19 protein-coding genes and 1 pseudogene are annotated in these 20323 nt (G+C 66.4%); 8 read left to right on the top strand and 12 right to left on the bottom strand.

Annotation, left to right across the window (positions count from 1 at the left end):
* The first annotated feature begins 30 nt into the window (after positions 1 to 30).
* The 3 genes from AC1RCS_RS03675 to AC1RCS_RS03665 all read left to right on the top strand — a co-directional run bounded on the left by AC1RCS_RS03675 (position 31) and on the right by AC1RCS_RS03665 (position 3796).
* Positions 31 to 1221 carry a helix-turn-helix transcriptional regulator gene (locus tag AC1RCS_RS03675; RefSeq protein WP_492244329.1) on the top strand — a complete coding sequence of 397 codons (1191 nt, stop codon included), beginning with the start codon at positions 31 to 33 and terminating at the stop codon, positions 1219 to 1221.
* A 188-nt stretch (positions 1222 to 1409) separates the two neighbouring features.
* On the top strand, positions 1410 to 2468 hold the full coding sequence (locus AC1RCS_RS03670; protein ID WP_492244328.1) for an IPTL-CTERM sorting domain-containing protein: 1059 nt from the start codon (positions 1410 to 1412) through the stop codon (positions 2466 to 2468).
* A gap of 164 nt (positions 2469 to 2632) precedes the next feature.
* Positions 2633 to 3796, top strand: coding sequence for a helix-turn-helix transcriptional regulator (locus AC1RCS_RS03665; RefSeq protein ID WP_492244327.1), 1164 nt, complete (start codon positions 2633 to 2635; stop codon positions 3794 to 3796).
* Between the two features lie 21 nt (positions 3797 to 3817).
* On the opposite strand, the pseudogene AC1RCS_RS03660 reads toward AC1RCS_RS03665, so the two are convergent.
* The 3 genes and pseudogenes from AC1RCS_RS03660 to AC1RCS_RS03650 all read right to left on the bottom strand — a co-directional run.
* Positions 3818 to 4031, bottom strand: a pseudogene (locus AC1RCS_RS03660) (amino acid ABC transporter ATP-binding protein); the annotation flags it as partial.
* Positions 4032 to 4218: 187 nt separating this feature from the next.
* The gene (locus AC1RCS_RS03655) at positions 4219 to 5217 is read right to left on the bottom strand and encodes a Bug family tripartite tricarboxylate transporter substrate binding protein (protein WP_218340465.1); all 999 of its coding nucleotides are present in this window, start codon (positions 5215 to 5217) and stop codon (positions 4219 to 4221) included.
* A gap of 32 nt (positions 5218 to 5249) precedes the next feature.
* The gene (locus AC1RCS_RS03650) at positions 5250 to 6419 is read right to left on the bottom strand and encodes a M20 family metallopeptidase (protein ID WP_492244326.1); all 1170 of its coding nucleotides are present in this window, start codon (positions 6417 to 6419) and stop codon (positions 5250 to 5252) included.
* A 102-nt stretch (positions 6420 to 6521) separates the two neighbouring features.
* On the opposite strand from AC1RCS_RS03650, the gene AC1RCS_RS03645 reads away from it, so the two are divergent.
* A complete protein-coding gene (locus AC1RCS_RS03645) occupies positions 6522 to 7442 on the top strand; it encodes a MurR/RpiR family transcriptional regulator (protein WP_492244325.1) in 921 nt (306 codons plus the stop codon).
* A gap of 200 nt (positions 7443 to 7642) precedes the next feature.
* Here the strand turns inward: AC1RCS_RS03645 and AC1RCS_RS03640 are convergent, their stop codons facing one another.
* The 6 genes from AC1RCS_RS03640 to AC1RCS_RS03615 all read right to left on the bottom strand — a co-directional run bounded on the left by AC1RCS_RS03640 (position 7643) and on the right by AC1RCS_RS03615 (position 13086).
* Positions 7643 to 8380 carry an amino acid ABC transporter ATP-binding protein gene (locus AC1RCS_RS03640; RefSeq protein WP_218293253.1) on the bottom strand — a complete coding sequence of 246 codons (738 nt, stop codon included), beginning with the start codon at positions 8378 to 8380 and terminating at the stop codon, positions 7643 to 7645.
* 148 nt (positions 8381 to 8528) lie between these two features.
* Positions 8529 to 9194, bottom strand: coding sequence for an amino acid ABC transporter permease (locus tag AC1RCS_RS03635; protein ID WP_218293252.1), 666 nt, complete (start codon positions 9192 to 9194; stop codon positions 8529 to 8531).
* 1 nt (position 9195) lies between these two features.
* Positions 9196 to 9954, bottom strand: a complete 759-nt coding sequence (locus AC1RCS_RS03630) for an amino acid ABC transporter permease (RefSeq protein WP_218293251.1) — start codon at positions 9952 to 9954, stop codon at positions 9196 to 9198.
* Between the two features lie 108 nt (positions 9955 to 10062).
* Complete coding sequence (locus tag AC1RCS_RS03625; RefSeq protein ID WP_492244324.1) at positions 10063 to 10962, bottom strand: amino acid ABC transporter substrate-binding protein; 900 nt, start codon at positions 10960 to 10962, stop codon at positions 10063 to 10065.
* A 114-nt stretch (positions 10963 to 11076) separates the two neighbouring features.
* Positions 11077 to 11973, bottom strand: coding sequence for an amino acid ABC transporter substrate-binding protein (locus AC1RCS_RS03620; RefSeq protein WP_492244323.1), 897 nt, complete (start codon positions 11971 to 11973; stop codon positions 11077 to 11079).
* Positions 11974 to 12153: 180 nt separating this feature from the next.
* A complete protein-coding gene (locus tag AC1RCS_RS03615) occupies positions 12154 to 13086 on the bottom strand; it encodes a LysR family transcriptional regulator (protein WP_492244322.1) in 933 nt (310 codons plus the stop codon).
* Between the two features lie 236 nt (positions 13087 to 13322).
* Between AC1RCS_RS03615 and AC1RCS_RS03610 the strand changes: the two genes are divergently transcribed.
* The 3 genes from AC1RCS_RS03610 to AC1RCS_RS03600 are packed head-to-tail and all read left to right on the top strand — an operon-like array spanning position 13323 to position 16260.
* The gene (locus AC1RCS_RS03610) at positions 13323 to 13886 is read left to right on the top strand and encodes a TRAP transporter small permease (protein ID WP_492244321.1); all 564 of its coding nucleotides are present in this window, start codon (positions 13323 to 13325) and stop codon (positions 13884 to 13886) included.
* A complete protein-coding gene (locus tag AC1RCS_RS03605; protein ID WP_218293246.1) occupies positions 13883 to 15181 on the top strand; it encodes a TRAP transporter large permease in 1299 nt (432 codons plus the stop codon). Before AC1RCS_RS03610 ends, AC1RCS_RS03605 begins: the two co-directional genes overlap by 4 nt.
* Positions 15182 to 15222: 41 nt before the next feature.
* The gene (locus tag AC1RCS_RS03600) at positions 15223 to 16260 is read left to right on the top strand and encodes a DctP family TRAP transporter solute-binding subunit (protein ID WP_492244503.1); all 1038 of its coding nucleotides are present in this window, start codon (positions 15223 to 15225) and stop codon (positions 16258 to 16260) included.
* Between the two features lie 141 nt (positions 16261 to 16401).
* Here the strand turns inward: AC1RCS_RS03600 and AC1RCS_RS03595 are convergent, their stop codons facing one another.
* From AC1RCS_RS03595 to AC1RCS_RS03585, 3 genes are all read right to left on the bottom strand, one after another.
* A complete protein-coding gene (locus AC1RCS_RS03595) occupies positions 16402 to 16734 on the bottom strand; it encodes a nucleotide pyrophosphohydrolase (RefSeq protein WP_492244320.1) in 333 nt (110 codons plus the stop codon).
* 76 nt (positions 16735 to 16810) lie between these two features.
* Complete coding sequence (locus AC1RCS_RS03590) at positions 16811 to 17743, bottom strand: 2-hydroxyacid dehydrogenase (RefSeq protein WP_492244319.1); 933 nt, start codon at positions 17741 to 17743, stop codon at positions 16811 to 16813.
* Positions 17744 to 17891: 148 nt separating this feature from the next.
* A complete protein-coding gene (locus AC1RCS_RS03585) occupies positions 17892 to 19754 on the bottom strand; it encodes an ABCB family ABC transporter ATP-binding protein/permease (protein WP_492244318.1) in 1863 nt (620 codons plus the stop codon).
* A gap of 128 nt (positions 19755 to 19882) precedes the next feature.
* Here AC1RCS_RS03585 and AC1RCS_RS03580 point away from each other — a divergent pair, with 128 nt between their 5' ends.
* Entirely contained in the window at positions 19883 to 20308 is a 426-nt protein-coding gene (locus AC1RCS_RS03580) for an acyl-CoA thioesterase (protein WP_218293241.1), read from the top strand.
* Positions 20309 to 20323: the final 15 nt, after the last annotated feature.

Raw genomic sequence — 20323 nt, 5'->3', positions numbered from 1 at the left:
GTGGAGGGTTGCCGAACGTCCGGCCGTGGCATGCTGTGCGACCACACCGACCAGAAAGCCCCCGTGCGCTACCGTCCCAGCAGCCTGCCAGGCGTGGAGATCGACCCGGCCTTTGCATCCGAGCGCGACTGGCTGGCTCATTTGGGCCTGCTGGCCGATCTGCCTTATCCCAGCCTGGCGCTGATGCCCAGCATCCTGGCCGTCGTGCGCAGCCGCGTGGACTGCGCCGTGGGCAGCTTCGGCTGGACTGACGCCGGCATGAACCCCACCGCGTTCATGACCGAGCACATGAGCCTGCGCGCCTACCAGTGGTGGATCAGCCACGCCAGCGAGTTCTTTGCGCTGTGCCCCATCCAAGCGCAGTGGGACAGCCGGGGTGAATCATTTCGCCAGTTCGTCGCCGCACCCGCGTTCGCGCGCACGGTGTTCTTCGATGAAGTGTTCGGCTCACAGGGCCAGCGCTGGGCCACCCTGGCCCCGGTGCGCATCGCGCAGGGCGAGGGTTATGGCTTTCTGAGCGTGTACCGCGCGCCCGAAAGCGGCCCCTTCACCGACCAGGAGCAGGCGCGCCTGTGGCGGGGCACGCAGGCGCTGGCCGGGCTGGACCGGCGCCACCACGCCTGGCAGGCGCCAGTACCGGTCGAGACGGCCCTGGCGGGCGAAGCCAGCCTATTGATCCGGCCCGATGGCGCGCTGGCGGCCCGCAGCCAGGAAGCCGCCCGGCTGCTGTACCTGCAGGGCGGCGCCAACATGCACACGCTGGAATGGGCCCGCATGGACTGGCGCGCCCTGCCGGCGCAAGTTCGGGATGCCGCCCGCGCCATGTTCGGGCAGCCCGAGCCGGAGCTGAAGCGGCGCGTGTGCCTGCACCAGCCCTGGGGCCGGTTCGAGTTCGTGCTGGAGAAGATGCACGGCCAGGGCGCCCCGGCCGAGGCGCTGGTGGTGGTGGGCATCCGCTACTTCGAGGCGATCGACATCACGGTGGCACGACGGCTGGCGGGCTGGCCGCTCAGCCCGCGCGAGAAGCGCCTAGTGGTGGCGGGCACGCGCAGCGCCAGCCTGGCCGAGCTGGCGCAGGCGTTGGGCATCACCCTGCTCACGCTCAAGACCTACAACCGCGAGTTGATGAACCGCCTGCAACTGGGCTCGCGCCAGCAGTTGATCGAATGGCTGGTGTCCGAGGAAGCCGGCCGGCACGACCGGCTGTTCAGGCCACCCTGAAGCCACCACCACAGCACAGGCTCGGTTCGTTCCTTCATTTGACGGATGCTTTTTGCGGCGGTGTTTCCAACAATGGCGGTGGCATTGGGCCACCTGCGCGGAAATTTGGTCAAAACGACCTACAGCGCCCGTCCCTTCAGCGCAGGCAGCTATCAAAAATGATGAATAACAGAACGAGGAGTCCCCCTATGCTTCGCTGGCTTGCCGCGCTCTTGGCAGCGCTTTCCACCCTGGGCGCCCAGGCGGAGACCTACGTGTACACGGGCGCTTACTACGGCGCAGCCGGCGGCACCATCCTCAACGACACGACATGCGCGTCGCCCCACGAGTGCGGCACATTCATCAACACCCAGCGCGTCACCGGCTACTTCACCACGGCGGGGCCACTGGGCAACAATCTCGTGAACGCGAACATCATCCCCAGCATCACGGGCTATTGGTTCAACAACGGCGTGTCCACCATCTCGTCGGGCAGTGCGTCGCGGATATTCACGTTCCGGGTGTCCACCGACGGCGCAGGCGCCATCACCAGCGCCGAGGTCGAGCTTGTGAGATGGACGTATTCGGCCCTGAACTCACCCCCGGCAGGGCCGCACGGCGAAGGCGACGAATTCGACCTGATCTACATCAGCCCCGCATCCACCAGTTCAGCGTTCATCACTCTCTGGTGTCCTGCTGCAAACATAGGCCCGTCGCCTGATGGGACGCCCGACGTCTGCCTGGCCGCAGGCTCATCCACCGCCACGTCCAGCGCGGGGGTGCCGGGCGGCACCTGGGGCGCAGCGCCCACCGTGTCCATCGACAGCGTCGGCGTCGTAGAAGGCAACGCGGGCGTCACCGTCATGAATTTCACAGTCACGCTCTCGGCCGTGCCCACCACTCCCGTCAGCGTGGCTGTGGCCCACACGCCCGTCACGGCCACTGCGGGCGCGGGCGGGGACTACGTGCTGGCCTTGCCTGGCCTCTCTTGGGCACCCGGCGACCCCGTCACCAAAACCCTGCCCGTGGTCGTGCAGGGGGACACCACCGTGGAGCCCGACGAGACCTTCCAGATCACGCTCTCCAACCCCGTCGGCGCCACGCTGGGCACGGCGTTGGGCACCGGCACCATCCTCAACGACGACGGGTTGGCGCCTGCGGCCGCCGCCACGGCCATCCCGACCCTCTCGGAATGGGCGCTGGCCTTGCTGGCGCTGGCCAGCGCGGCGCTGGGCATGCGGCACATACGGCGCCTGCGGCGGTCTTGAAACTATCTTTTTCATAGCTGCCAGTGCCTGGTGGATAAGCGCTGGCAGCCTTTTTCATCCATTTCCACCGCGCTTCCCGCGTTGCGCCGATGCACGCCCCATTGCCCACCGGCGGGCGATGTGCCACAACAGGCGTCTTCAGGAACCACCCCCCAGGAATCGCCATGAGCCAGCCAGCCGAGATGCCCCTGGCCACCTTCAGCCGCGTACAGCACGCGCTGTACGGCGCCGTGGGCCATGACGACGCCTGGCCCGACGCGCTGCGCGTGCTGGCCGAGGCCTTCGATGCCAGTTTCTCGATGCTGGTGGCCGCCGGCCAGGGGCAGCGCGACCAGAGCTTCTTCGCGGCCTGGAACCATTCCGAGGAAGCGGCCCGCGCCTATTCGGACTATTGGTGGCAGCACGACATCTGGCTGGAGCAAGGCGTTGCCCGGGGCTTGTTCGTGCAGGGCAATGTCCTTCGCGGCAGCGACCTGGTGCCGCTGCCCGTCTTTCGCCAAAGCCGCTTCTACCGCGAGTACCTGGCGCCGCTGTCCGCCGAATACCTGCTGGTGTGCGCGGTGTCGGACGGCAGCGTGCCGGGGCTGGCGCCGCCCTCGCACCTGAGCCTGTTTCGCAGGCCCGAGCAGCCCAACTTTGACGCGGGCGATATCGCGCGCATGCACTTGATCTTTCCGCACGTGGTGCGCGCGTTCGACCTGCACTGGATCACGCGCCGCCTGCAGGAGCAGGTGACGCTGCTGCACCGCTTTCTGGACGCGCTCGACTTTGGCGTGGTCATGCTCGACCCGGCGGCCCAGGTGCTGTACGCCAACCAGGGCGTGGGGGCCATGGTGGCGGCCCCGCAGTTGGCGCGCTGGCTGGGCAGCCTGCCGGCGCGCGTGGCGGCGCATGATCCGCTGGGCAAGCTGGTGCATGCCTGCGCGCGCGGGCACGGCGGCGGCATGGTGCTGGGCAGCGCGGCGTCCCAACTCCTGGCCCTGGCGCTGCCCATCGAAGGAAAAGGCGCACGGGCGCAGCCCGGCGCGTGCATGCTGCTGCTGGCCCGCTATGCGCAGGCGCCTTCGGCCGTGTCCGATTTCGTCATGCGCATCTTCGGCCTGAGCCCCGCCGAGGCCCGTGTGCTGCCGCCGCTGCTGCGCGGCAGCGCGCCAGCGGAGATCGCGGCCGAGCTGGGGGTGAAGATCAGCACCGTGCGCTCGCAGCTCTCTTCCATCTTTGCCAAGACCGGCGCCACGCGCCAGCAGGACTTGCTGCGCCTTCTGGGCAACGTGCCGCGCATCCACCTGCCCGCCAACGGCAACGGCCCCGAAGGGCCGCAGGCGTGAAGCAGCAGGTACAGACTTTTCTTAGTGCGGCAGGATCTTGTTGAGGAAGTCCTTGGTGCGCGGCTGGCGCGCCTCCGGGTGGCCGAAAAAGTCGTCCTTCGAGCAGTCCTCGAAGATCTTGCCGCCCACGTCCACGAAGATCACGCGGCTGGCCAGCTTGCGGGCAAAGCCCATTTCGGGGGTCACGCAGATCATGCGTCATGCCCTCGTGGACCAGGTCCACCATCACGTCCAGCCGTCGCGCACATGCAGGTGCCCATCGTCGGGCCGGGTGATGGCGAGGGAGTCGATGGGGGTGTGGAGGGCGGCTGTCGTGGGCAGCATTGCCCCATCGGCTTCGATACTATTAATTTCATAGCACCCAGCGCTTGATAGACAAGAGCCAGCGGCCAAAATCACTCAAAAACCAAGCTTTCCGGCCCTTATTCGGCCGTGATGCCCGCCTTGCGCACCACCTCGCCGAATTTCACGAGGCGCTCGGACATCATCTTCTCGAAGGCGGCGGGCGCCATCTCTTCGGGGGCGATCACGCCGCGCTCCTTGAGGTTGGCCAGCATCGCGGGCGAGGTGGCGACCTGGCGCACGGCCTTGTACAGCGTCTGCACGATGGCATCGGGCGTGCCGCCGGGGGCCGCCAGGCCTGTCCACGAGGTGAGGTTGAGCTCCGGATAGCCCACCTCGGCCATGGTGGGCACGTCGGGCAGCTGGGCCAGCCGCTGGTCGGCCGCCACGGCCAGGGCACGCACCTTGCCGGCCTGCACGTGCGGCAGCATGATCACCAGGTTGTCTAGGATGAACTGCACCTCGTTGGCCAGCACGGCCGTGATCAGCGGCGTGCCGCCACGGTAGGGAATGTGGGTGGTGAAGGCGCCGGTGGCGGCCTTGAACATCTCCACGTTGAGCTGGCCCATGCTGCCCACGCCGCCGCTGCCGTAGTTGAGCTTGCCGGGGTTCTTCTTGGCGTAGGCCACGAACTCGGCGAACGTCTTGAACGGCAGGCTGCTGTGCACCACCAGCGCGTTGGGCTGGCGGCCCAGGATGGCGATGTTCTCGAAATCCTTGACCGGGTCGTAGCCCACCTTGGGCTGGGTGAGCGGGTTGGCCAGGTGGCTGCTTTGCGACGACACGACCAGCGTGTAGCCGTCGGGCTTGGCGCGCGCCACGTACAACGCGCCCACCGAGCCGCCCGCGCCCGCGCGGTTTTCCACGATGATGGGCACGCCCAGCACGCGCGAGAGCGGCTCGGAATACTGGCGGGCCATGATGTCCACCGACCCGCCGGGCGGGAACGGCACCACCAGGGTGATGGGGCGCGAGGGGAATTTCTCGTCCGCCTGGGCTGCTACCGGCGCCAGGCCCGCAAGGCCCAGCCCCAGGCCGGCGGAAAGAACATGGCGGCGGTTGGGTTGTGTGGAATGCATGGGGTCTTCTCTCGAAAAGGAATGGGGAGGGATCAGGGATGGTCCAGGATGGCCAGCGCCACGGCCTGGGCACGCGGCACGAAGGTGGACAGCTCGCAGTACTCGCGCTCGGTGTGCGGGTGGCCGCCCACGGGGCCGGTGCCGCACAGCGTGGGCGCGCCCACGGAGGCGGTGAGGCCGCTGTCGGCCGCGCCCCCGGTGAATTCGCCCTGCACCTCGAAGCCCAACGACTGGGCGCCGCGCTGGTACAGCGCCAGCAGCGCGTCGGGCGTGGGCTTCATGGGCAGCGTGCGGCGCGATTCGGTGATGCGGCCTTTGGTGCGCGGCACGGATTCCTCCTCCACGATGGCACGCACCCTGGCGAGCAGTTCCTCGGGGTCGGTGTCCGAGGTGAAGCGCAGGTCCACCGCGGCCTTGGCGTGCGGCGCCACCATGTTGGGCACGATGCCGCCCTGCACCACGCCCACGTTGGCGGTGGTGCCCATGGCGGGGTCGGTGAGTGCGTGCAGCGCCAGCGTCTTGCGGGCCAGGGCCTCGATGGCGCTCGCGCCCGCCGCGTGGTTGATGCCGGCGTGGGCGGCGACGCCCTCCACCTCGAACTCCACCACCATCGAGCCCTTGCGGCTCGTCACCAGGTTGCCGCTGACGCGTCCCGGCTCGGCATTGAGCACCGCCTTGACGCCGCGCGCCTGGGCCATGATGCGCTCGCGCGTGGCGGGCGAGCCGATCTCCTCGTCGCACGAGAAGAACAGCTGCAGCGGCCCCTGGAGCCCGCCGCAGCGCGCGAAGGCCTCGGCCACGAACACGTTCATCACCAGGCCGGATTTCATGTCGGCCACGCCCGGGCCGTAGGCACGGCCGTCCTCCACGCGGAAGGGGCGCCGCGCCACGGTGCCCGAAGGGAACACGGTGTCCATGTGGCCCATGAGCACGATGGGCGGGCCGTCGGTGGCGCCAGGAACGTGGGCATGCAGCAGCACGCCATAGCCCGGCACGGGCTCGAACCGCACGGCCACGCCGGCGGCCTCGAGCCGCTCGCGCAGGACGGTGGCCACGGCCGTCACCCCCGCCTCGTCGCGGCTGCCGCTGTCGATGTTCACGACTTTCTGCAACAGGTCTTGCATGGCCTGCGACTGGCCAGCGAGCCAGTCCAGGACGCGCCGGCGCACCTGGGAGCCGCTTGTTTCAAGGGTATCCTGCATCTGTGTCCTTGGGTCCTGCCCCTGAACGCGGGGCGAAAATTGGGCCGAAGTGTTGCACGCGCTGCCTCTGTTTGCAATACATTTTTCATAAAAGAGACATTCATGAAATCATCATTGCAAGAATCCGCCGGCTTGCTGACCGAGCGCCTGGCCCGCCAGGGCGCCGAACTCACGACCAGCGAGCGCACGCTGGCCGAGGCGCTGGGGCGCGACTACCCGCACGCGCTGCTGGAGTCCGCCACGGCGCTGGCGGCGCGCAACGGCACGAGCGCATCGACGGTGGTGAGGCTGTTCGCCAAGCTGGGCTATGAAAGCTATGCCCAGGCGCAGCGCGAGGCGCGCGGCGAAGTCACGGCGCTGCTGCAAACGGCCGGCCAGCGCGCACCGGTGACCATCGGCACGGAGCGCAGCCTGCAGCAGTGCCTGGACGATGCGCTGCTGCACGACCAGCACAACATCGCCGCCACGCGCGACGGCCTGGACATGGCGGCCTTTGAGGCCATCGCCCGGCGCATCGCCCAGGCGCGGGGCCGCCTGTTCGTGCTGGCCCAGATCAACAGCGCGCCCGTGGCCGCGTGGCTGGCACTGCACCTGAACATGTGCCGCCCCGGGGTGCATGAGCTGGGCGTGGGCGCCGTGGCGACCACCGACCAGCTGCTGTGGGTGCAGCCCGAGGACACGCTGCTGGTCTTCAGCATCCGCCGCTATGCGAGCGGCCCGGTGAAGGTGGCCCAGCGCTTTCGCGACGCGGGCGCACAGGTGCTGGCCATCACCGACAGCGCGGCCGCGCCGCTGGCGCGGCTGGCCCAGCACCGGCTTCAGGTGCGCACCTCCAACGCATCGCCGTTCGACTCGTACACCGCGGCCTTCTTCCTGTGCAACGCCCTGGTGTCGGCCGTGGCCCAGCTGCGCCACAAGGCCGTGTCCGAGGCCCTGAAGCATCGCGACGACCTGTGGACGGATTTTGAGTCGCAGCTCATCGTGGAGGGTAGCCCGCCGGCCGGCCGGCGGGGCAAGCGTTAGCCTGGGCTCCTTGGCATTGCATGCGCCCATAAAAAAAGCGCTCCGAAGAGCGCTTTTTGCTTTTAATCCTGAACACCTGCACGCCACTCGCTGCATGAAACTGGCGCGGCCCAAGCCAGTGCCACCGGGGAACTGGCTTTGCCAGGCCACCGGTGGCGTCCCCCTGGGGGAAGGCGCCGCAGGCGACTCAGGGGGAGCCATCAGTGCTGCAGGATCTTGTTGAGGAAGTCCTTGGTGCGCGGCTGGCGGGCGTCGGGGTTGTTGAAGAAGTCGTCCTTGGAGCAGTCTTCCAGGATCTTGCCGCCCACGTCCATGAAGATCACGCGGTTGCTGACCTTGCGGGCGAAGCCCATTTCGTGGGTCACGCACATCATGGTCATGCCTTCGTTGGCCAGGCCCACCATCACGTCCAGCACCTCACCGACCATTTCGGGGTCGAGCGCGGACGTGGGTTCGTCGAACAGCATCACGATGGGGTCCATCGACAGCGCACGGGCAATCGCCACGCGCTGCTGCTGGCCACCCGAGAGCTGGCCCGGAAACTTGTCCTTGTGCGCCATCAGGCCCACGCGTTCGAGCATCTTCAGGCCACGCTTCTTGGCGTCGTCCGCACTGCGGCCGAGCACCTTGATCTGCGCGATCGTCAGGTTCTCCGTCACCGACAGGTGGGGGAACAGCTCGAAATGCTGGAACACCATGCCCACGCGGCTGCGCAGCTTGGGCAGGTCGGTCTTGGGATCGTGCAGGCGGATGCCGTCCACGGTGATCTCGCCCTTCTGGAAGGGCTCCAGCGCGTTGATGGTCTTGATCAGCGTGGATTTGCCCGAGCCCGAGGGCCCGCACACCACCACCACTTCACCCTTGTTGATGGTGGCCGAGCATTCGTTGAGCACCTGCACGGGGCCATACCACTTGGATACGTTCTTGAGTTCGATCATTTCTTTCTCCAATCTCTTCTCTCGTCACTTGTTCAGGGCGCTGCGCATGAGACCGATCCGGCCCCATGCGAGGACGCCGTGGAACTGGCTTTGCCAGGCCACTGGCGTCGTCCCTCTCGGGGGAAGGCGCCGAAGGCGACTCAGGGGGCTACCGAATAATTGCGATCTTCTGGTGCAGGCGCTTGACCATCCAGGACAGCGCGTAGCACATCACAAAGTACAGGACGGCGGCCGCCAGGTAGGCCTCGATGGGCCGGCCGAAGTTCTTGCCTGCCACTTCGAAGCCCTTGAGCATGTCGTAGGCGCCGATGGCGTAGACCAGCGACGTGTCCTGGAACAGGATGATGGTCTGCGTGAGCAGCACCGGCAGCATGTTGCGGAACGCCTGCGGCAGCACTACGAGCTTCATGTTCTGGCCATACGTCATGCCCAGCGCCTGGCCGGCATGCACCTGTCCGCGCGGGATGGACTGGATGCCGGCGCGCATGATCTCGCTGAAATAGGCGGCCTCGAACGCGATGAAGGTCACCACGGCCGACACTTCCGCGCCGATGGGCCGCCCGATGATGGCGGGCACCAGCAGGAAGAACCACAGGATCACCATCACCAGCGGAATGCTGCGCATGCCGTTGACGTAGATGGTGGCGGGCACGTCGAGCCATTTCTTGCCCGACAGGCGCATGAGCGCGAGCACGGTGCCGAAGATCACCCCGCCAATGGTGGCCACGAAGGTGAGCAGCAGGCTGAAGTACAGCCCCTTGAGCACGAAATTGGAGATGAGATCCCAGTTGTAGAAGGAGAAGTCGAGATTCATATCAATGACCTCCGCCTGCGCTGCTGGCCACGACCATGCCCGGGATGCGCACGCGCTTCTCGATGAACGCCATGATCCGGTTGATGGCAAAGGCCGAGATGATGTAGAGCGCCGTCACGGCCAGGTACACCTCGATGCCGCGCGAGGTTTCTTCCTGCGCCTGCATGGCGAACATGGTGAGTTCGGCCACCGACACGGCAAACGCCACCGACGAGTTCTTGAAGATGTTCATCGTCTCGCTGGTCAGCGGCGGGATGATGATGCGAAACGCCATGGGCAGCAGCACATAGCGGTAGGTCTGGAACGTGGTGAACCCCACCGCCAGGCCGGCATAACGCTGGCCGCGTGGCAGCGTCTGGATGCCCGAACGCACCTGCTCGGCGATACGCGCCGAGGTGAAGAAGCCCAGGGCCAGCACGACCAGTGCAAACCCCGGAACGCCCTTGAGCACCGGGAACAGGCTCGGCAGGACGTGGTACCAGAGGAAGATCTGGACCAGCAGCGGAATATTGCGGAATAGCTCGACCCAGGCATTGCCCAGCCGAACGATCACCGGCCGGTCCTGCAGAGTGCGCAGCGTGCCGATGAAAGAGCCCAAAACAAGTGCCAGCACAAGTGCCAGCAGAGAAACAGACACCGTCCAGCCCCAGGCAGACAGCATCCAGTCCAGGTACGTGATGTCGCCGCCCTTGCCAAAGCAGCTTTGCACGACTTCCCGGTCCATGGTGTCCTGGCAGAACACCTGCCAATCCCAACTCATAGGAGCACCCCTTTAATTCTTGGTGTTGCGTTGGCCGCTACCGCGCGCGAGCCCAACAAAAAAGCCCCTTCAAACCGGCTGGCCGAAGGGGCACAAGCGCTCAGAAGATCACTTCTTTGCGTAGTCTTCCATGGGCTTGTCGTTAGGCGATGCCCAGGCCGCCTTGGTGGCTTCAGACATCGGCAGGCCGATCTTGGTGTTGGTCGGTGGCACGGGCTGCATGAACCACTTGTCGTACAGCTTGGCCAGCGAACCGTCCGCGATCTGGCGCTTGATGGAGTCGTCCACGGCCTTCTTGAAAGCGGGGTCGTCCTTGCGCAGCATGCAGGCGATGGGTTCCACGTTCAGGACTTCGCCGACGATCTTGTAGTCGGCGGGGTTCTTGGACTTGGAGATGTTGGCGGCCAGGATCGATCCGTCCATCACGAACGCGTCGGCACGGCCGGTTTCCAGCATCAGGAAGCTGTCGGCATGGTCCTTGCCGAAGACTTCCTTGAAGTCCACGCCGCCAGCACGTTCGTGCTTGCGCAGGGTCTGCACCGAGGTGGTGCCGGTGGTCGTGGCCACGGTCTTGCCGTTCAGGTCCTTCACGGAGGTGATGCCCGAGTTGGCCTTGGTGACGATGCGCACTTCTTCCACATAGGTGGTCACTGCGAAAGCCACGTCCTTCTGGCGGGCTGCGCTATTGGTGGTGGATCCGCACTCCAAGTCCACGGTGCCGTTGGTCACCAGGGGGATGCGGTTTTGCGACGTGACGGGCTGGTACTTGACGTCCAGCTTGGGCAGGCCCAGCTGCTTCTGGATGTCGGCCAGGACGACTTCGCCCATTTCGGTGTGGAAGCCTACGTACTTGCCGTTGCCCAGGGTGTAGGAAAGACCGGAAGACTCACGCACGCCGAGCGTCACGCTGCCCGAGGCCTTGATCTTGGCCAGGGTGTCGGTGGCCTGAGCGAAAGCGCTACCTGCAGCCAGGGCGGTCACGGCAACCGCGAGCAAATGCTTCTTCATTGGTATCTCCTTGTGTGTGAAGCGAAAAAAGGGATGGATTCTAGAGATTCGACCCTGCCGGGGGTACCGGCAGACCGCATTCTCCAAAATGGAAACCTCGACCAGGGATATTAGTCAGAACGGGACCTGGTCGGTAGGGTATTTCCAGAAGTCCCGCAACAAGTAGCTGACAGGAAGGTTCAGCACCGTGTTGTTCGGGGGGATGGGCTTGTTGAACCATTTGTCATAGATCGGGTAGATGTCGCGGCTGGTGATCAGGCGGCGCATCTCCTCGTCGATGAGCTTCTTGAACTCGGGGTCGTTCCTGGGCAGCATGATGGCCAGGGGCTCGGTGGTCATGAAGCGGCCCACCACCTTGAGCGCCTTGGGGTCGGGCCGCCCGGCCGCCAGGCCGTACAGCAGCACGTCGTCCATCACGAAGGCGTCGGCCTCGCCCTTTTCCACCATTTCGACGGCCCTGGCATGGTCGGGCGCCTCCACGATGGTGATGCCCATCAGGCGTTCGCGGTTGGCCTGCTCGGCCGCCTTCAGCGGCGTCGTGCCCTTGGTGGACACCAGTTTCTTGCCGTTGAGGTCTTCCACGCGGTCGATGGGGCTGGCGGACTTCACCAGCAGGCGCGCGCCGGTAATGAAGTGGGGGATCGTGAAGGCCACCTGTTGGCGCCGCTCGGCGTTGTTGGTGGTGGAGCCGCACTCCATGTCAGCCTTGCCCTGCTCGATCACCGCGATGCGGTTGGCCGGCGTGACCGCCACGAACTCGACCTCCATGTCCTTCTTGCCGGTCTTCTTGCGCACCACCTCGGCCAGGCGCAGGCACAGATCCATCGCGTAGCCCACCGGCTTGCCGGACTGGGTGTCGATGTACGAGAAAGGCACCGACGATTCCCGGTGGGCGATCACCAGCTTGCCGCCAGCGCCGATGCGCTCGAGCACCGAGGCCTGCGCAGAAGTCGCAAAAGCGCTGCACAGGGCGGCAAGGCCCCAGGCAATTCCCCAATGCTGAACGTTCATACGGTGTCTCGGTGAGTGGATGGATCGGATTTGCAATGTTCGTGCCACCGAGGGGCCTTCAGAGGGCGCGCGCTGCGGTAACCGACCCGTCGATGGCGCAGACTGTACGTGTCGTTACCGTGAAATTCCAATGCCGTTTGCGCGCGCAACTATGCAAAGTGTTTATATCCGCATTTACCCTTAGTATGACCCTGCCTGGGATTGCAGGTAGGTCCACAGGGCCTGCGCCGTGCCCTTGGGGGCTTCCTTGCCCGCGGGCTTTTCGCGGTAGGCGCGCACGTCCATGGTCATCTGCAGTCCTTCGGTATCGGGCGGCGCCGCACTGACCAGGCGGCGCGAGCGCAGCTCCTTCTTCACCGCGCTGTGCGGCAGGAAGGCCACGCCATGGCCCTCGAGCGCCATGGCCTTGAGGCCCTCGGCCATGTCCGTCTCGTACACCCGCTCCAGATGGATGGGCGTGCCGGACTCCTTGAGGATCAGCTCCGTCACGCGCCCCAGGTAGGCACCGGGCGCGTAACCCAGGTAGGGCAGCGGCTGCCCGGCGCGGCCTGGCAGGCGGTGCAGCGGCTGGCCTTCCGCGTCGGCCTTGCTGTAAGGGGAGAGCACCTCCTGCCCCAGGCTCACCATCTCGTAGCGGTCGGCATCGAGCTGGAACGGCTGCGAAGGGTGGTGGTAGGCGATCAGCAGGTCGCAGCCGCCCTCCACCAGCCGCATCACGGCGTCGTGCACGTTCAGGGCGATGAGGCGGCTCTTGAACGGGCCGAACTTGTCGTGCAGGCTGGACACCCAGGCGGGGAAGAAGGTGAACGCGAGCGTGTGCGGCACCGCGAACTCGATCATGTCCTTGCCGGCGCTGGTGTGCGCGCGCAGCATGGCGCGCGTGTTCTGCAGTGCCTGCAGCATTTCCAGCGCCTGGTCGTACAGGGTCTTGCCGGCGGGCGTGAGGCGGGTGGGGTAGGAGCTCCGGTCCACCAGATCGGTGCCCGCCCAGGCTTCCAGGGCCTGGATGCGCCGGGAGAAGGCGGGCTGCGTCACGTGGCGTAACTGGGCGGAGCGGCTGAAGCTGCGCGTTTCCGCAAGACTGACAAAATCCTCTAGCCACTTGGTTTCCATGGGCGCATTATCCGCGCGCGCCCGCGGACGTGCTTCGTAAAGATATGAGGGTTTTCACAGCCCGCCCCAGGCGCACCAATGGTGTGCATGCATAGCAACCATCGCATAATAGAAAGCAGCGCTTACCGCGCTTTTTTTGCGCTCGGGGCGGGATTCGCCCCAGCCCCCGGTGCACAACACCGCCGGGCAGGGCGGCCGGCATTCGCATATGTTTGTTCCCCTCCACCCCTGCTCCCATGTCCTCCTCTTCCCCCCCCGGGCCCGCGGCCGATGCATCGCCCGGCGCTGCCAGCCCCGACGCCGAGCCCCGCTCGCTGCGCCTTGAAGACTGGCTCACCGTCCTCGTGATGGCGGCGCTCGCGCTCATCACGTTCGCCAATGTCCTGGTGCGCTATTTCACCAACTCCTCCTTCGCCTGGACGGAGGAAATCTCCGTGTTCCTGATGATCGTGCTGGCCCTGGTGGCGGGCTCCGCCGCCGTGGCGCGCGACCAGCACATCCGCATCGAGTATTTCGCCGAAGGCGGCTCGGCCCTGCGCAGCAGGCGCCTGGCGCAGCTGGGAGCCATCACCGTGGCCCTGCTGTTCGGGCTGATCGCGGTGCTGAGCGTGCGCGTGGTGTGGGACGACTACCGCTTCGGCGAGACCTCGCCCGGCATCGGCGTGCCGCAGTGGTGGTATTCGATCTGGCTGCCCGTGCTGTCCACGCTGATCGCGGCGCGGGCCGTCGGCCTGCTGGTGCGGCGCACGCGCGCGGCGCCCGGGGCCACCGATGAAGCCGCCGAGGACGCCCGGCCATGATCGCCACGCTCCTGTTCGTGGCCTTCCTGGGCCTGATGTTCGTGGGCGTGCCGATCGGCGCCGCGCTGGGCCTGGCGGGCGCCGCCGCCATCGCACTGGCCAATGCCGACAGCCAGTGGTTCGGCCTGCTGGCCGTGCCGCAGAATTTCTACGCCGGGTTGGGCAAGTACCCGCTGCTGGCCATCCCCATGTTCGTGCTGGTCGGCTCCATCTTCGACCGCTCGGGCGTGGCGCTGCGCCTCGTGAACTTCGCCGTGGCCATCGTCGGACGCGGCCCGGGCATGCTGCCGCTGGTGGCCATTGCGGTGGCCATGTTTCTCGGGGGCATCTCGGGCTCGGGCCCGGCCAACGCCGCCGCCGTGGGGGGCGTGATGATCGCGGCCATGTCGCGCGCGGGTTACCCGCCTTCGTTCTCGGCCAGCGTGGTGGGGGCAGCCGCCGCCACCGACATCCTGATCCCGCCCTCCGTCGCCTTCATCATCTACTCGGTGCTGGTGCCCGGCGCCTCGGTGCCGGCGCTGTTCGCAGCCGGCATGATCCCCGGCATCCTGGCAGGCATCGCACTCATCGTGCCGGCCGTGTGGATGGCCCGCAAGCACAAGATGGGCGCGCTGGAAGCCACGATGCCCCGCCCCCCGTTCTGGAAGAGCCTGCGCGAGGCCACCTGGGGCCTGGCCGCGCCGGTGCTGATCCTGGGCGGCATGCGCGCTGGCTGGTTCACGCCCACCGAGGCCGCCGTGGTGGCGGTGTTCTACGGCCTGTTCGTGGGCATGGTGATCCACCGCACGATCAAGGTGCGCGACCTGTTCCCCATCCTGCGCGAATCGGGCGAGCTGTCGGCCGTGATCCTCATCGTGGTGTCGCTCGCGGGCATCTTTGCGTATTCGCTGTCCACGCTGGGCGTGATCGACCCGGTGGCCAACGCCATCGTGAACTCCGGCCTGGGCGAATACGGCGTGCTGGCGCTGCTCATCGTGCTGCTCATCACCGTGGGCATGTTCCTCGACGGCATCTCGATCTTCCTGATCTTCGTGCCGCTGCTGCTGCCCATCATGCAGTTCTACAAATGGGACCCTGTCTGGTTCGGCGTGATCCTGACCCTGAAGGTGGCCCTGGGCCAGTTCACACCGCCGCTGGCCGTGAACCTCATGGTCTCGTGCCGCATCGCCGGCGTGCGCATGGAATCCACCGTGCGCTGGGTGGGCTGGATGCTGTTCGCCATGTTCCTGGTGATGGTGCTCGTGATCGCCTTCCCGCAACTGGCCCTGTGGCTGCCCGCCAAACTCGGTTATTGATTCACACATTGACCCCTGATTTCTACAAGGAGACTGAAACAATGAAACTGCGCACTTTCCTCACTTCCGCCGTCGCCACTGCGGCCGCCCTCGCCTTCACCGCCCCCGCCGCCATTGCCCAGACGGCCTACAAGAGCGAGTACCGCATGTCGCTGGTGCTGGGCACCGCCTTCCCCTGGGGCAAGGGCGGGGAACTCTGGGCCAACAAGGTCCGCGAGCGCACCAACGGCCGCATCAACATCAAGCTGTACCCCGGCGTCTCGCTGATCCAGGGCGACCAGACGCGCGAGTTCAGCGCGCTGCGCCAGGGCGTGATCGACATGGCCGTGGGCTCCACCATCAACTGGTCGCCCCAGGTCAAGCAGCTCAACCTGTTCTCGCTGCCCTTCCTGTTCCCCGATTACGCGGCGGTGGACGCGGTGACGCAGGGCGACGTGGGCAAGCAGATCTTCCAGACCCTGGACAAGGCGGGCGTGATGCCCCTGGCCTGGGGCGAGAACGGCTCCAGAGAAGTCTCCAATTCCAAACGCCCAATCAAAACGCCGGACGACTTGAAAGGCATGAAGATTCGAATCACTGGCTCTCCACTATTTATTGACACTTTTACGGCGCTAGGCGCCAACCCAACTCAAATGAGCTGGGCGGATGCTCAGCCCGCCTTTGCCAGTGGTGCTGTGGATGGTCAGGAAAATCCACTTGCCGTCTATCAAGCTGCCAAACTGCATACAGTTGCCCAAAAGTACATCACCATCTGGGGCTATGTGGTGGACCCACTGGTCTTTGTGGTGAACAAGGACATCTGGAAGAGCTGGACTCCGGCCGACCGAGAGATCGTGAAGCAAGCCGCAATTGAGGCAGGCAAAGAACAGATTGCTATTGCCCGCAAAGGCGTTGTCGAGGCCGACAAGCCCCTGCTCAAGGACATCGCCGCCAATGGCGTGACCGTCACGCAGCTCTCCACCGCCGAGCGCGATGCCTTCGTGAAGGCCACGCGCCCCGTGTACGAAAAGTGGAAGGGCCAGATCGGCGCCGACCTGGTGGGCTCGGCCGAGAAGGCGATCGCCGCGCGCAAGAAGTGAGCAATGCCATCACCGGCGCACGAAAGTAAGCCGGTGCGTGCAGCATGAAAAAGCCCCGCCCTGGCGGGGCTTTTTCATGGGCGTCCCGTCACCGCCAAATGGAGAGCACCCGGCATGCAACACCGGTGCAGGCGCCCCCGTTCACTCCAGGTTTTCTGGTGCGGGGTGCTTGACGGCGTTCTTGCGCAGCTTGTGCTCCACCGCTTCGGCCAGGTCCACGCCCGCATGGTCGGCCAGCTGCAGCAGGTACAGCAGCACATCGGCCACTTCATCGGCGATGGGCTCCTTGAGCGCCGGGTCGTCGCGCACCGACCGCGACTGCTCGGGCGTCATCCACTGGAAGATCTCGGCCAGCTCGGCCGCCTCCACCATCAGCGCCATGGCCAGGTTCTTGGGGGTATGGAACGGCTGCCACTGCCGTTCGGCCGCAAACACACGCAGCCGGGCCTGCAGCGCATTCAAATCGACGGGCATGAGTCGCTCCTGATGGAATAGCTGCCAGCGCTTGTCCAGCAAGCGCCAGCAGCCGATATCACTATTGAACCTTCTGTCACACCACCGTGACGGGCGCCTCGCCCGCCAGGTGGCGCCGGGCGTTTTCCATGAACCGGTCCACCGAGGCCTGCACCGCCTCGGGCGACCAGCCCGCCACGTGGGGCGTGAGCACCACGTTGTCCAGGTCCAGCAGCTCGGCCGGGGGCGCGGGCTCGCTTTCGTACACATCGAGGCCCGCCGCCGCGATGCGGCCTTCGCGCAGCGCGGCGGCCAGGGCAGCCGTGTCGATCACGCTGCCGCGCGCGATGTTGACCACCACGCCGCGTGCGCCCAGGGCATCCAGCACAGCGGCATTGACGAGGTGCCTGGTACCTGCACCACCCGGCGTGGCGACCACGAGGAAGTCCGCCCATCCGGCCAGCGCCGCCACGTCTGCGAAGTAGCGATAGGGCACATCGGTGCGCACGCTGCGGTTGTGGTAGCCCACCTCGATCTCGAAGCCCAGCGCGCGCTGCGCGATCTTCTTGCCGATGGTGCCCAGCCCGATGATGCCCAGGCGCTTGTGCGACACGTTGGGCGGCAGCGGCAGCGCCGTGCGCCAGATGCCCGCACGCGTGGCCTTGTCCAGCGCCAGGATGCGGCGCTGCGCCGCGATCAGCAGGCCCCAGGTGTGGTCGGCCACGCAGTCGTCGTTGGTGCCCGCGCCCGTGGCCACCACGATGCCGCGCGCCTTGGCGTGCGCAACGGCCACGTTCTCATAGCCCGCGCCCAGCACGCAGATGAGGGTGAGCGCGGGCAATGCGTCGATCTGCGCGGGGCTCAGGCCCACGGCACCGATGGTGAGCACCACGCGCACGCGCCCGCCATGCTGCGCAATGGCAGCCGCGGCCTGGGGCGCGTCGGGGGCGTAGACCACCTCGAAGGTCTGAGCCATCTGGGCGATGTGCTCTTCGGACAGGAACATGAGGGCAAGCAGGACAGGCTTCATGGGTCAATGCAATGTCAATGGAAAAAAACTGCGAGAACAAGAGCCGTGCGGCGTGCATCGTCTCCTTGCGCGCAGAGCGTACAAAAACCGGCGCGGCCCGCGCGAGAGGCACCCGGCAAGGGCCGCCCCATGGCGGGGGTGCCGCCCCTCAGGGAGAAAGCGCCGCAGACGACTCGGGGGGGCTCTCTTGTTGCAAGGACCACATGCCCGCGTAGCGGCCACCCAGGGCCAGCAGCTGGGCATGCGTGCCGCGCTCGATGATGCGTCCCACGTCCATGACCAGGATCTCGTGCGCTTCCACCACCGTGGAGAGGCGGTGGGCGATCACCAGGGTGGTCTTGTTCTGCGAGACGTTCTGCAGCTCGGCCTGGATCGCGCGCTCGTTGGCCGAATCCAGCGCCGAGGTGGCTTCGTCAAAGATCAGGATGGGCGGGTTCTTGAGCAGGGTGCGCGCAATGGCCACGCGCTGCTTCTCGCCGCCCGAGAGCTTGAGCCCGCGCTCGCCCACCATGGTGCCGTAGCCCTTGGGGGTGCTGGCGATGAAGTCGTGGATGCGGGCGGAGCGCGCGGCCGCTTCCACCTCGGCCTGGCTGGCGCCGGGGCGGCCGTAGGCGATGTTGTAGGCCACCGTGTCGTTGAACAGCACCGTGTCCTGCGGCACGATGCCGATCGCCTGGCGCACGCTGGCCTGCGTCACGGCGCGGATTTCCTGCCCGGCGATGGTGATGCGGCCCTGCTGGATGTCGTAGAAGCGAAACAGCAGCCGCGCCAGCGTGGACTTGCCCGAGCCCGAGGGCCCGACCACCGCCACCGTCTTGCCCGCGGGGATCTCGAAGCTGATGCCCTGCAGGATGGGGCGGCCACTGCCAAGGTCGCCGCCCTTGCGCACCTCGTAGGCGAAATGCACGTCCTCGAAGCGCACGGCGGGCTGGTCCAGCCCGGCCAGGGGCAATGCGCCGGGGCGGTCGGCCACCTCGCGCTCCTTGTCCATCAGCGTGAACATCTTGTCCAGGTCGGTCAGGCTCTGCTTGATCTCGCGGTAGATCACGCCCAGGAAGTTGAGCGGGATGTACAGCTGGATCATGAAGGCATTGACCATGACGAGGTCGCCCAGTGTCATGCGGCCATCGACCACGCCCTGCGTGGCGCGCCAGAGCATGGCCACCAGCCCGGCGGCGATGATGAGCTGCTGCCCCGTGTTGAGCAGGGACAGCGTCGTCTGGCTCTTGAGCCGCGCGCGGCGCAGGCGCTCCAGGCTTTCGTCGTAGCGGCGGGCCTCGAAGCCTTCGTTGTTGAAGTACTTGACCGTCTCGTAGTTGAGCAGCGAATCCACGGCCTTGGTGTGCGCGGCCGAATCGAACTCGTTGGCCTCGCGCCGGAACTGGGTGCGCCACTCGGTCACCAGCACCGTGAAGACGATGTAGAACGCCAGCGCCGCCAGCGTGATCCAGGCAAACCAGGCGTCGAACTTCACGGCCAGCACGGACAGCACCAGCACCACCTCGACCAGCGTGGCCACCACGTTGAACAGCGTGAAGGAGATCAGCGACTCGATGCCGCGCACGCCGCGTTCGATGTCGCGCGTCATGCCGCCGGTCTGCCGCTCCAGGTGAAAGCGCAGGCTCAGGGCATGCAGGTGCTCGAAGGTCTGCAGCGCGATGGAGCGCGCCGCCCCCTGCGTGGCCTTGGCGAACACCAGTTCGCGCAGCTCGGTGAACAGCGACGTGGACAGCCGCAGCGCGCCGTAGGCCACCAGCAGCCCCACGGGCACCACCAGCAGCGCCGCCGGGTCTCCGGGCTTGAAGTTCATCGCATCGACCAGCGTCTTGAGCAGAAGGGGCACGCCCACGTTGGCCACCTTGGCGCCCACCATGAACACGATGGCGGCGATCACGCGCCACTTGTACTGCCACAGGTAGGGCAGCAGGCGGTTCAGGGTGCTCCAGTCGGACTGTGCAGGCGGTGCAATGGTGGCGATGGCGGAAGGGGCGGTTTCGCCGTGGTGGCGCATGGGGGACAATTCCAGTTGTTGTTTTTACCGACCCGGCTGATGCCCAGGTGGTTTTTTGCAGGGCGCGAGCCTGTGATGAAACCCCTGGTTCCCCAAGGATTGGCTCAGCCCCAACCGAGATTGTGCCCATGTCTGCCGTTTTCAGCCCGCCCCCCGCCGCATTGCCCTCCGACAAGGAACTGGTGCTCAAGGTGATCCCCATGCCCGCCGACACCAATGGCAACGGCGACATCTTCGGGGGCTGGGTGATGGCACAGGTCGACCTCGCCGGCTCGGTGCTGCCCGCGCGCTACATGCAGGGCCGCATGGCCACCGTGGCAGTGAACGAGTTCATCTTCAAGCAGCCCGTGCGCGTGGGCGACATCCTGTCGTTCTTCTCGTCCATCACGCGCGTGGGCAACACCTCGGTCACCGTGGAGGTGGAGGTGTATGCCGAGCGTTTTGCCGAGCAGGGCCGGTACGTGAAGGTGACGGAGGCGCGGCTCACCTACGTGGCCATCGACGAGCAGGGACGCCCGCGCCCCGTGCCCAAGCTGGCGCCGAATCCGTCGTAGGGGAGAAACGGCCCC

Source organism: Acidovorax sp. GW823-FHT01C06 (assembly GCF_058798375.1).
The sequence above is the reverse complement of the archived record's forward strand: the minus strand, read 5'-3'. Positions and strand labels throughout refer to the sequence as shown.

Coding starts and splice junctions, on each gene's coding strand:
- AC1RCS_RS03665 (WP_492244327.1), top strand. CDS start 2,633: ATGAGCCAGCCAGCCGAGATGCCCCTGGCCACCTTCAGCCGCGTACAG.
- AC1RCS_RS03610 (WP_492244321.1), top strand. CDS start 13,323: ATGTCCTCCTCTTCCCCCCCCGGGCCCGCGGCCGATGCATCGCCCGGC.
- AC1RCS_RS03645 (WP_492244325.1), top strand. CDS start 6,522: ATGAAATCATCATTGCAAGAATCCGCCGGCTTGCTGACCGAGCGCCTG.
- AC1RCS_RS03630 (WP_218293251.1), bottom strand. CDS start 9,954: ATGAGTTGGGATTGGCAGGTGTTCTGCCAGGACACCATGGACCGGGAA.
- AC1RCS_RS03675 (WP_492244329.1), top strand. CDS start 31: ATGCTGTGCGACCACACCGACCAGAAAGCCCCCGTGCGCTACCGTCCC.
- AC1RCS_RS03655 (WP_218340465.1), bottom strand. CDS start 5,217: ATGCATTCCACACAACCCAACCGCCGCCATGTTCTTTCCGCCGGCCTG.
- AC1RCS_RS03600 (WP_492244503.1), top strand. CDS start 15,223: ATGAAACTGCGCACTTTCCTCACTTCCGCCGTCGCCACTGCGGCCGCC.
- AC1RCS_RS03620 (WP_492244323.1), bottom strand. CDS start 11,973: ATGAACGTTCAGCATTGGGGAATTGCCTGGGGCCTTGCCGCCCTGTGC.
- AC1RCS_RS03580 (WP_218293241.1), top strand. CDS start 19,883: ATGTCTGCCGTTTTCAGCCCGCCCCCCGCCGCATTGCCCTCCGACAAG.
- AC1RCS_RS03615 (WP_492244322.1), bottom strand. CDS start 13,086: ATGGAAACCAAGTGGCTAGAGGATTTTGTCAGTCTTGCGGAAACGCGC.
- AC1RCS_RS03650 (WP_492244326.1), bottom strand. CDS start 6,419: ATGCAGGATACCCTTGAAACAAGCGGCTCCCAGGTGCGCCGGCGCGTC.
- AC1RCS_RS03670 (WP_492244328.1), top strand. CDS start 1,410: ATGCTTCGCTGGCTTGCCGCGCTCTTGGCAGCGCTTTCCACCCTGGGC.
- AC1RCS_RS03625 (WP_492244324.1), bottom strand. CDS start 10,962: ATGAAGAAGCATTTGCTCGCGGTTGCCGTGACCGCCCTGGCTGCAGGT.
- AC1RCS_RS03640 (WP_218293253.1), bottom strand. CDS start 8,380: ATGATCGAACTCAAGAACGTATCCAAGTGGTATGGCCCCGTGCAGGTG.
- AC1RCS_RS03595 (WP_492244320.1), bottom strand. CDS start 16,734: ATGCCCGTCGATTTGAATGCGCTGCAGGCCCGGCTGCGTGTGTTTGCG.
- AC1RCS_RS03635 (WP_218293252.1), bottom strand. CDS start 9,194: ATGAATCTCGACTTCTCCTTCTACAACTGGGATCTCATCTCCAATTTC.
- AC1RCS_RS03605 (WP_218293246.1), top strand. CDS start 13,883: ATGATCGCCACGCTCCTGTTCGTGGCCTTCCTGGGCCTGATGTTCGTG.
- AC1RCS_RS03590 (WP_492244319.1), bottom strand. CDS start 17,743: ATGAAGCCTGTCCTGCTTGCCCTCATGTTCCTGTCCGAAGAGCACATC.
- AC1RCS_RS03585 (WP_492244318.1), bottom strand. CDS start 19,754: ATGCGCCACCACGGCGAAACCGCCCCTTCCGCCATCGCCACCATTGCA.